At 73.6% G+C, this 9,933-nt stretch carries 10 protein-coding genes; 6 read left to right on the top strand and 4 right to left on the bottom strand.

The window, feature by feature from the left end:
• Positions 1 to 163: 163 nt before the first annotated feature.
• Positions 164 to 991: a VOC family protein gene (locus ACIRRU_RS22310; protein WP_403683207.1), complete on the top strand. Its 828-nt coding sequence runs from the start codon at positions 164 to 166 to the stop codon at positions 989 to 991.
• Here ACIRRU_RS22310 and ACIRRU_RS22305 read toward each other — a convergent pair.
• The gene (locus ACIRRU_RS22305) at positions 988 to 1,497 is read right to left on the bottom strand and encodes a DUF6328 family protein (protein ID WP_403683205.1); all 510 of its coding nucleotides are present in this window, start codon (positions 1,495 to 1,497) and stop codon (positions 988 to 990) included. The genes ACIRRU_RS22310 and ACIRRU_RS22305 overlap by 4 nt on opposite strands.
• Before the next feature lie 179 nt (positions 1,498 to 1,676).
• Between ACIRRU_RS22305 and ACIRRU_RS22300 the strand changes: the two genes are divergently transcribed.
• Positions 1,677 to 2,057 (top strand): VOC family protein, encoded by a 381-nt coding sequence (locus ACIRRU_RS22300; protein WP_403683204.1) that lies wholly within the window; start codon positions 1,677 to 1,679, stop codon positions 2,055 to 2,057.
• On the opposite strand, the gene ACIRRU_RS22295 is transcribed toward ACIRRU_RS22300, so the two are convergent.
• Positions 2,058 to 2,612: a GNAT family N-acetyltransferase gene (locus ACIRRU_RS22295; protein ID WP_403683202.1), complete on the bottom strand. Its 555-nt coding sequence runs from the start codon at positions 2,610 to 2,612 to the stop codon at positions 2,058 to 2,060.
• A 234-nt stretch (positions 2,613 to 2,846) separates the two neighbouring features.
• On the opposite strand from ACIRRU_RS22295, the gene ACIRRU_RS22290 reads away from it, so the two are divergent.
• On the top strand, positions 2,847 to 3,431 hold the full coding sequence (locus tag ACIRRU_RS22290; protein WP_403683200.1) for a hypothetical protein: 585 nt from the start codon (positions 2,847 to 2,849) through the stop codon (positions 3,429 to 3,431).
• Positions 3,428 to 4,060 (top strand): hypothetical protein, encoded by a 633-nt coding sequence (locus ACIRRU_RS22285; protein ID WP_403683199.1) that lies wholly within the window; start codon positions 3,428 to 3,430, stop codon positions 4,058 to 4,060. The genes ACIRRU_RS22290 and ACIRRU_RS22285 overlap by 4 nt, the downstream gene beginning before the upstream one ends.
• A gap of 88 nt (positions 4,061 to 4,148) precedes the next feature.
• Here the strand turns inward: ACIRRU_RS22285 and ACIRRU_RS22280 are convergent, their stop codons facing one another.
• The gene (locus ACIRRU_RS22280) at positions 4,149 to 4,946 is read right to left on the bottom strand and encodes a tyrosine-protein phosphatase (RefSeq protein WP_403683197.1); all 798 of its coding nucleotides are present in this window, start codon (positions 4,944 to 4,946) and stop codon (positions 4,149 to 4,151) included.
• 96 nt (positions 4,947 to 5,042) lie between these two features.
• On the bottom strand, positions 5,043 to 5,561 hold the full coding sequence (locus ACIRRU_RS22275; RefSeq protein ID WP_403683195.1) for a DUF6325 family protein: 519 nt from the start codon (positions 5,559 to 5,561) through the stop codon (positions 5,043 to 5,045).
• Between the two features lie 269 nt (positions 5,562 to 5,830).
• Here ACIRRU_RS22275 and ACIRRU_RS22270 point away from each other — a divergent pair, with 269 nt between their 5' ends.
• Positions 5,831 to 7,693 (top strand): methylmalonyl-CoA mutase family protein, encoded by a 1,863-nt coding sequence (locus tag ACIRRU_RS22270; RefSeq protein ID WP_403683193.1) that lies wholly within the window; start codon positions 5,831 to 5,833, stop codon positions 7,691 to 7,693.
• Positions 7,693 to 9,921, top strand: coding sequence for a methylmalonyl-CoA mutase (gene scpA, locus ACIRRU_RS22265; protein WP_403683192.1), 2,229 nt, complete (start codon positions 7,693 to 7,695; stop codon positions 9,919 to 9,921). Before ACIRRU_RS22270 ends, scpA begins: the two co-directional genes overlap by 1 nt.
• The last annotated feature ends 12 nt before the right edge of the window (positions 9,922 to 9,933 follow it).

Raw genomic sequence — 9,933 nt, 5'->3', positions numbered from 1 at the left:
CGTGGTGACGGCCATCCCCATGGCCGTCACCACGACCGCGGGCGTTCCGGTCTCCGGGGGCCGTTACGGGGGCGGCCCGCGTTGCGGGACCGGGCGGGGCGTTCGAGGCTGGTTGACGGACCGTGGCGGAGACGGACCGCCCCCTCCCCCGAAGGCAGTGGACATGACCGGTAGCGATCCTCGTACGGCACCCGCGGCGGCACCGCTCACGGGACCCGCCGCGCCGTGCTGGGTCACCCTGATGACCCGCGATCTGGGGGCCGCGCAGCGGTTCTACGGGCAGGTGCTGGGCTGGTCGTTCCGGCCGGGGCGGCTCGGCGAGGAGTTCTCCGTGGCCCGTCGCGGGGACGTCCCGGTCGCGGGGGTCGTCGGCGTCTCTTCCGCGTACAAGGTGGCCGTGGCGTGGATGCCCTACTTCGCGGTCGCGGACGCGGACCGGGCCGCCGCCCGGGTCCGCGAGCGCAGCGGGACCGTGGCGGTGGGGCCGCTGACGGTCGGCGCGGGGCGCGGGGTGCTGGCGTCGGACCGGGACGGGGCGGCCTTCGGGCTGTGGGAGCACGCCGACAGTTCCGCGTCCGCGCCCGCCCCGGCCGGCCACGCGCACACCTGGCTGCGGCTGCGGACCCGGAACGCCTTCGACGCGGCGATCTTCTACGGCGAGGTACTCGACTGGGCGAGCGGGCACCCCGGGTCCTGCGATGTGGCGTACGAGGGCGAGGAGGTCATCGTGCGCTGCCAGGGGCGGCCGCTGGCCCGGATCAGCTCCGGCGCCGTGGAGGCCGCGGCCGATCCCCTGGTCCGGCCGCACTGGCAGGTGCAGTTCCCGGTGACGGACCTCCCGGGCACGGTCGCCGCGGCCGGGCGGCACGGCGGCGAACCGGTCGAGGAGCGGGCGGTGCTCGGGGGCACGGAAGTCACCCTGCGCGACCCCGACGGCGCGCTGTTCACGGTGACCGACGTCCGCACCCCGGTGGGCTCCCCGACCCCTTAGGACCTCTCGCCCTCGTCCTCGTCCTCGGTCGGCAGCCGCCGGTCCCGGGCCAGCGCCCACACGGGGAAGACGAACCAGCACAGCACGAACCACAGGGCCATTCCCCCGACCAGCCACAGGGCCAGGGAGTTGTGCAGGGCGACCCGCATTATCAGCAGCAGCGTCGAGCACATGGTGCAGAAGAGCAGCACCAGTCCGAGAACGGTCAGCCGGGACGCCCAGACGACCGTCTCGGCCTTCATCCGACGGCCGGTCAGGAGCCGGTGGCACGCGACGGGTCCGATGAGCGAGGCGGCGGTCGCGGCGCCCAGCATGACCGTCACCACGTAGATGGTGCGGTCGACGTCGACGAGTTCCGTGAAGCGCTCCTGGAAGACCACCGCGAGCAGGAAACCGAAGAGGAGCTGCACACCGGTCTGGGCGACCCGCAACTCCTGGAGCAGTTCGGCCCATTGCCGGTCCGCCCGCTCCTCGTGGGTTTCCTGTCGTCCTCTGTCGGCGCTCACGTGGCCTCCTGTTCACCATCGCTCAAGGGAATCTGACAGGTGCCCCGACGCATTCGAACGTATTCCCGTAGACCCGAAAGGTGCCTGGGCCTACGATCAGCCGCAGGGCATCGCGCGCCGGTCACCGGCCGGGTGAGGCGTGGAGGTGGCCCTGAGGTGCCTTTTGGAGGCATTCCACCGTGTCAGTCGAGTTGAACCACACCATCGTCCACTGCCGGGACAAGCGGGAGTCCGCCCAGTTCCTCGCGGATCTGCTGGACCTGACCGTCGGGGCCGAGTGGGGCCCGTTCATCCCGGTCGTTCTCGCGAACGGCGTCACCCTGGACTTCGCGACGGCTCCCACCGAGGCGATCGCCCCGCAGCACTACGCCTTCCTGATCTCCGAGGCGCAGTTCGACACCGCGTTCGCGCGCGTCCAAGAGCTGGGCATCGAGTACTTCGCCGACCCGCACGGGAGGTACCCCGGCGAGATCAACCGCAACGACGGCGGCCGGGGCGTCTACTTCCCCGATCCGAGCGGTCACGGTCTGGAGCTGATCACCCGCCCGTACGGCGGCTGATCACCACCGGTCGTCCCCGGGGCCCGGCCGCTCCCCGCGGCCGGGCCCCCGCGCGTTCTCCCGGCCGACGCGCAGCAGGAGTTCGGGGCGGTCCCACATCACGGCGGGCGGGGTGGCCCGTACCGTACCGACGGGCTCGGCCCCCACGCTCCGGTAGAAGCCCTCGGCGGGCGGGTGCGAGACGATCCGGACAGCGCTCAGACCGGCGCCCCGGGCCTCCTCGCGCAGATGGCCGACGAGCAGGCGGCCGATCCCGCGCCCCTGCGCCTCGTCGGCGACGAACATCAGGTCCAGCTCGGGCGGGTCCAGGAGCAGGGCGTAGAAGCCGAGGACCCGGTCGGTGCCCCCGTCCACCGCGGCGAAGACCCGGTGCGCCTCGATGTAGTCGGGGCCGACCCGGTAGCCCGCCACCATCGGGGCGTAGGGCCCCTCGTAGGCGCGGGAGGCGCGGACCAGCCGGGTGAGCCGTGCGGCGTCGCCCGCCCCGGCGCGTCTGACCCGCACCTCGGCGGGTCGCGGGGCGCGCCGGTACCGTCCCGCCCGGCCTGCGTTCATAGGGCGAGTATGACGCACCGTGACGGATGTACGGCCCCTCCGCACGGCCTCTCCACCCCGCCCGGAGGCCGGGGGCACGGCCGCGAAGGACACCCGCCTCGAACGCGTATCCGGGGGTACACGAACCGCAGCACGCCAGGCGGCGGTCGCGCCGCCGAGTCCGGACCGAGAGGGGTTGACCACTGTGGAACAGCAGAGCTGTGTACCGGCCGACGAAGGCGGGGAGCGGTAGCCATGACGACTGCCATCATCATCGTTGTGGTCATCGCCGTCGTGGCGATCGCCGCTTTCTTCCTCCTCCGTGGCCGTACGGCGGGCGGTGGGGGGCTCCGCCGCCGCTTCGGCCCGGAGTACGACCGGGTGCTGGCCCGGCACGACGGTGACACCAAGGCCGCCGAGCTGGAGCTGGACGAGCGGGTGAAGCGGCACGGGAACCTGGAGGAGCGTCCGCTGACCGAGGAGGCGCGGACGCGGTACGCGGCCCGCTGGGCGAGCGCCCAGGCCCTCTTCGTCGAGTCGCCGCAGCGGTCTCTGGCCGAGGCCGACACGCTGCTGGCCGATCTGTCCCGGGAGCGCGGCTTCCCCGAGGGGGAGAGCTTCGAGGACCGCACGGACGCGCTCTCCGTCCACCACGCCTCGCACGTCGAGGGCTACCGCCGGGTGCACAGCGCCCGGAGCGGTGAGGGCAGCACCGAGCAGATGCGTGAGGCGCTGGTCGAGGCCCGCGAGCTGTTCGACGCACTGCTCGCCGACGGGTCGTCGCGGCGGGAGCACGGCCAGGGCAACCACTCCATGGTGAAGGGACTTCGGACATCATGACCCAGCGCGAGAACGGGCCCGAGCACACCGAACGCGACGAGCACACCGCGGGCGCCGGGCACACCGGCGCGGACGCCGCACCGGCGCACACCCCCGCGACCCCTCCCCCCGGGATCGGTGCCGCCGCGGCCGGCGCCCCCGCGCCGGGCACGGCCCCCAGGACCGCGGCGGCCGCGCCCACGACCGGCACGCCCCGGCCGGGAACCACCCCGGACACCGTCCCCGAAACCACCCCGGACCGCGCCTCCGCGGCCGGGGCGGCCGCGAAGCACGATCCCGACACGCCGTCCCGTACGCCGTCCGCAACCGCGGGCCGCACCACGGCGGAGAAGGGCGCGAGCGGCGGGGACCCGGGGCGGTCGCTCTTCTCGTCCGAGGAGCGGGAGGCGTTCACCGCCCGAATCCAGCAGGCGGTGACCGGGTTCGTGGAGGATCCCCGGCGTGCGGTGCAGGAGGCCGACTCCGCCTTCGGCGAGGTCGTCGCGGGTCTCGCAGCGGCTCTGGAGGAGCGCGGGCGGCGGCTGCGGACGGCGAAGGGGGAGGACGGCCGGACAGATGCGGACACCGAGGACCTGCGGATCGCCCTCCAGCACTACCGCGACCTCACCGACCGCCTCGTACAGCTGTAGCGGCGGTCTCCTTACACCTCCCGGTGGGAAGCCGGGGCGGACCGGACACGTTCCGGCCGCCCCGGCTTCTCACCGTTCGGCCGCCGGTTCAGCCGCCGACGACGAGCCCTTCGCGCAGTCGCCGCAGCGCCGCGTCGGGCAGCCGCAGCCCGTCGCGCACGTAGGCGTCGAGGCCGCCCCAGCGCTCGTCCACGGCGTCGAGCGCCGCCTGGAGATAGCGCGGGCGGACCTCGACGACGGCGGCCGCCACGACGGGGTCGCCGCCGCCGTCGAGGAACTTCTGGACGTACGGGGCGAAGGCCCGCCGCACCACGGGGTTCACCGCGAGGAAGTCGGCCAGGACCGTCGCGCGGGACGCCCCCAGGATCATCAGCAGCACGGCCGCCGCCCAGCCGGTGCGGTCCTTGCCGGCGGTGCAGTGGAAGATCAGCGGGCGCGCGCCGGGGTCGGCGGCGGTCTCCAGGAAGGCGCGGTAGGCGGCCGCGGCACCGGGTGAGAGGACCATCTTGCGGTAGGTCTCCGCGAACAGTTCCTCGGCCCGGCCGCCGCCCAGGACGCGTTCCGCCTCCGCGGGGTCGGCGAGCAGGGACCGCAGGCGGGCGGGCGCGACACCCGGCTGGTCCCCGAGCACGTCGGCGACGAAGAGCCGGGCCCGGTCCGGCAGCCGGTCGGGGGCCCACTGGCGTTCGTCGGCGGTCCGCAGGTCCACGACGGTACGGATGCCGAGGGCGGCGACCGCCCGGTCGCGCGCCGGGTCGAGCTCGCTCAGCTGCCCCGAGCGGAACAGGGCCCCCTGCCGTACCCGGCGGTCACGGCCCAGGGCGATGCCCCCCAGATCGCGCAGATTGACGACGGTGGCGGCCGGAACGGTCCGGGCGGTCTCCACGATGAACGGCCTCTTTTCCCGATGGTCCCCGGTGGGTTCCGGGAATTGCCCTGCCAGGCGTCCGGCGGCGTCCGGACCCGTAGTCCGGTGGGGGTCTCAGTCCGACAGGAGCTTCGCCTTCTGCTGGACGAACTCGTCGTCGCTCAGCACCTCCCGCTTCCACAGCTCGGCGAGGTGCTCCAGCCGGTCGATGATGTCGTCGCCCACGGCCTCCTCCGCGTCGGTCCCGTCCGCCCCCAGGCGCTCGTGGGCGACGAACGCTCCCCCGGCCGCACGGACGGCGCGGGCCACCGGGGTGCTCCACAGGTCCTCCCGGACGACGAGTGCGGCGAAATCGCCGCCGGGCACGCTGTCGCCGAGCGCCTGGAGGTCCTCGGGGATCAGCTCCGGCGCCGCCCCACCCCCGTCCGCGTCGAGCGGCAGGGCCTCCGCCGGGTCCAGCTCCCGCAGCTCCGCCGGGACCAGGGAGCCGTCCTCGGCGCGGCGGACGAAGGCCAGGTCCGCAGGGCGCAGCGAACCGGAGGCCGCGGCTTCGGCGAGGGCGGGGGCGACGGCTCCGGGGAAGCGGCTGCCGGGAAAGGCGATGACGAGGTACTCCACAGGTCCGACGGCCACGGTCGCGTCCTCTCCGGGTCCCGGCGGCCTCGGCTCACCGGGGTGGATACGGGCATGTCACGGATTGCATAAGAAATCGGAAAACTGCGCACATAATATGCACCAATGTCCCGTTTCCTCCCGATGGCAATGACCGTCGTGTTGCCCGGCGCGCCGGGGACGGCCCCGGTTACGCGACCGTACGTAAAGGATCAAGTGCGTCTCCGGGAGGGCAAGGTCACAGCACGTGCCCCTGCTGCTCATTCCGCGCGCTGGCCTAGCATCTGAGCATGACGGTCCAGCCTGCTGACGGGCTTTCTCCGGCCGCCGCGTTCCCCGACCCCTCCCACGACCAGTGGCAGCGCCTCGTCGAAGGCGTACTGCGCAAGTCGGGCAAGGAAGTCCCGGGCTCGGCCGCCGAGGAAGCGCTGTCCACCACTCTGGAGGACGGGCTCATCACCCGTCCCCTCTACACCGCACGCGACAGGTCGCCGGACACCGGCTTTCCCGGCTTCGCCCCCTTCACCCGGGGCGGCAGGGCCGAGGGGAACGCGGCGGGCGGCTGGGACGTGCGCCAGCGCCACACCCTCACCGATCCCGATCGGCTGAACGGGGCGCTGCTCGGTGACCTGGAGAACGGGGTGACCTCGCTCTGGCTCACCGTGGGCGGTCCGGCGGGCGTTCCCGTCGACGGGCTCGCGCGGGCGCTGGAGGGCGTCTACCTCGATCTCGCGCCCATCGCGCTGGACGCCCCGGCCGCTCTGGACGCCGCCGCGACGGAACTGCTGCGGCTGCACGAGGACCGCGGCGTCGCCAGGGGCGAGGCACGCGGCACGCTGGGCGCCGACCCGCTCGGCCATGAGGCCCGGACGGGCGTCGAGGCGGATCTGGCCTCCGCCGTGCGCTGGGCCCGGCGGTGCGACGCCCAGTACCCAGGACTGCGGGCGATCACCGTGGACGCCCTGCCGTACCACGAGGCGGGCGGTTCGGCCGGTGAGGAGCTGGGCTTGTCCCTGGCCACCGCCGTCGCCTATCTGCGGGCGCTGACCGCGGCCGGGATGAGCGTCGCGGCGGCCTGCGGGCAGCTGGAGTTCCGATACGCGGCCACCGCCGACCAGTTCCTGACCATCGCCAAGCTGCGCGCGGCGCGGCGGCTGTGGGCGCGGGTGGCGGAGGCGTCCGGGGCCCCGGACGCCGGGGCGCAGCGGCAGCACGCCGTGACGTCGCCGGTGATGATGACGCGCCGGGACCCGTGGGTGAACATGCTGCGCACCACGCTGGCCACGCTGGGCGCGGGGGTCGGCGGGGCGGAGGCGGTGACCGTGCTGCCGTTCGACCACACGCTGGGCCTGCCCGACGCGTTCGCGCGGCGGATCGCCCGCAACACCTCCACGATCCTGATGGAGGAGTCGCATCTGGCGCGGGTCGTCGACCCGGCGGGCGGTTCCTGGTACGTGGAGCGGCTGACCGACGAACTGGCCCGCGTGGCTTGGGCGTTCTTCCAGGAGACCGAGCGGGCGGGCGGGCTGCCCGCCGCGTTGCGCTCCGGGGCGGTCGCGGAGCGGCTGGCCGCCACCTGGGCGGCGCGCCGCGCGAAGCTGGCCACTCGTGAGGAGCCGGTCACCGGGGTCAGCGAGTTCCCGCTGCCCGGTGAGCGCGCGGTGGAGCGGGAGCCCGCGCCCGATCCGTACGCCGGGGCGCCGGGGGGTCTGCCCCGGGTGCGGCGCGACGAGGCGTTCGAGGCGCTGCGGGCCCGGTCGGACGCGCACCTCGCCGCGACGGGCGCCCGTCCGAGGGTGTTCGTCGCCGCGCTGGGTCCGGCCGCCGCGCACACCGCGCGGGTCTCGTTCGCCGTCAACCTCTTCGGCGCGGGCGGCATCGAGGCGGTGCACGACCCGGTGTCGGTGGACGCCGGATCGGCCGCCGGGGCGCTGGGCGCCTCGGGCGCCGCGGTCGCCGTGCTCTGCTCCTCGGACGCGCTGTACGCCGAGCACGCGGAGCGGGTGGCCGGCGCGCTGAAGGCGGCGGGCGCGGACCGGGTCCTCCTGGCGGGGCGTCCCGGCGCGTACGCCGGTGTCGACGACTACGTCTTCGCGGGCTGCGACGCCGTCGCCCTTCTCACCTCCGTCCTCGACCGTATGGGAGTGGCGTGATGCCGACACCGCCCGCCGCAGCGAACCCGGCCGTCCCCGACTTCTCCGACGTGCCGCTGGACTCCCCCGCGCCGCCCGCCGGTTCCGCCGGGGAGTGGCGGGCGGCCGCGTCGAGGAGTGCCGACGGCTCCGAGGCCGCCCCGCTGTGGGAGACCCCCGAGGGGATCACGGTCAAACCGCTCTACACCGGCGAGGACCTGGAGGGCCTGGACGCGCTGCACAGCTACCCGGGCATCGCCCCGTACCTGCGCGGGCCCTACCCCACGATGTACGTGAACCAGCCCTGGACGATCCGCCAGTACGCCGGGTTCTCCACGGCCGAGGAGTCCAACGCGTTCTACCGGCGCAACCTGGCGGCCGGGCAGAAGGGCCTGTCGGTCGCCTTCGACCTGCCGACCCACCGGGGCTACGACAGCGACCACCCCCGGGTGACCGGCGACGTGGGCATGGCCGGGGTGGCGATCGACTCGATCTACGACATGCGCCAGCTCTTCGACGGCATCCCGCTGGACCGGATGTCGGTGTCGATGACGATGAACGGCGCGGTGCTGCCCGTGCTGGCGCTGTACATCGTGGCCGCCGAGGAGCAGGGCGTACCTCCCGAGAAGCTGGCCGGGACCATCCAGAACGACATCCTCAAGGAGTTCATGGTCCGCAACACCTACATCTATCCGCCGTCGCCCTCGATGCGGATCATCTCCGACATCTTCGCGTTCACATCGCGCGAGATGCCCCGCTACAACTCCATCTCCATCTCCGGCTACCACATCCAGGAGGCCGGGGCGACGGCCGATCTGGAGCTGGCCTACACGCTGGCCGACGGTGTGGAGTATCTGCGCGCCGGACGGGAGGCGGGCCTGGACGTCGACGCGTTCGCGCCCCGGCTGTCGTTCTTCTGGGCGATCGGGATGAACTTCTTCATGGAGGTCGCCAAGCTGCGGGCGGCCCGGCTGCTGTGGGCGCGCCTGGTGAGCCAGTTCGGCCCGGAGAACCCCAAGTCGCTGTCGCTGCGCACCCATTCACAGACCTCCGGCTGGTCGCTGACCGCGCAGGACGTGTTCAACAACGTGACCCGGACGTGTGTGGAGGCGATGGCCGCGACGCAGGGTCATACCCAGTCGCTGCACACCAACGCGCTGGACGAGGCGCTGGCGCTGCCGACCGACTTCTCGGCGCGTATCGCCCGCAACACCCAGTTGCTGCTCCAGCAGGAGTCCGGGACCTGCCGGGTGATCGACCCGTGGGGCGGCAGCGCGTACGTGGAGAAGCTGACCCGCGACCTGGCGGACCGGGCCTGGCAGCACATCGAGGAGGTGGAGGCGGCCGGCGGGATGGCGAAGGCCATCGACGCGGGCATCCCCAAGCTGCGGGTGGAGGAGGCGGCCGCCCGTACGCAGGCGCGGATCGACTCCGGGCGGCAGCCGGTGATCGGGGTGAACAAGTACCGGGTGGAGACCGACGAGGAGATCGACGTGCTCAAGGTCGACAACTCCTCGGTGCGCGCCCAGCAGATCGAGAAACTGCGGCGGTTGCGCGAGGAGCGCGACGAGGTGGCGTGCCAGGAGGCGCTGCGGGCGCTGACGGCCGCGGCCGAACGCGCCCCCGGGCCCGGCCTGGAGGGCAATCTGCTGGCGCTGGCGGTGGACGCGGCGCGGGCGATGGCCACGGTCGGGGAGATCTCGGACGCACTGGAGAAGGTGTACGGGCGGCACGCCGGGCAGATCCGTACGATCTCCGGTGTGTACCGCAAAGAGGCAGGAGAGTCCCCCTCGGTGGACCGCACCCGCAAGCTGGTGGACCGGTTCGAGGAGGCGGAGGGCCGCCGTCCGCGCATCCTGGTCGCCAAGATGGGCCAGGACGGACACGACCGGGGCCAGAAGGTGATCGCGACCGCCTTCGCCGACCTGGGCTTCGACGTCGACGTCGGCCCGCTGTTCCAGACGCCGGGCGAGGTGGCGCGGCAGGCGGTGGAGGCCGACGTGCACATCGTGGGCGTCTCCTCGCTGGCGGCCGGACACCTCACCCTGGTGCCCGCGCTGCGCGAGGAGCTGGCCGCCGAGGGCCGGGAGGACATCATGATCGTGGTGGGCGGGGTGATCCCGCCGCAGGACGTCCAGGCGCTGCACGAGGCGGGCGCGGCGTCGGTCTTCCCGCCCGGCACCGTCATCCCGGACGCGGCCCACGACCTGGTGACGCGGCTCGGCGCCGCGCTGGGCCACGAGCTGTGAGCCGCTGACCGG

Source organism: Streptomyces sp. NPDC101181 (assembly GCF_044767975.1).
Lineage (GTDB): Bacteria > Actinomycetota > Actinomycetes > Streptomycetales > Streptomycetaceae > Streptomyces.
The sequence above is the reverse complement of the archived record's forward strand: the minus strand, read 5'-3'. Positions and strand labels throughout refer to the sequence as shown.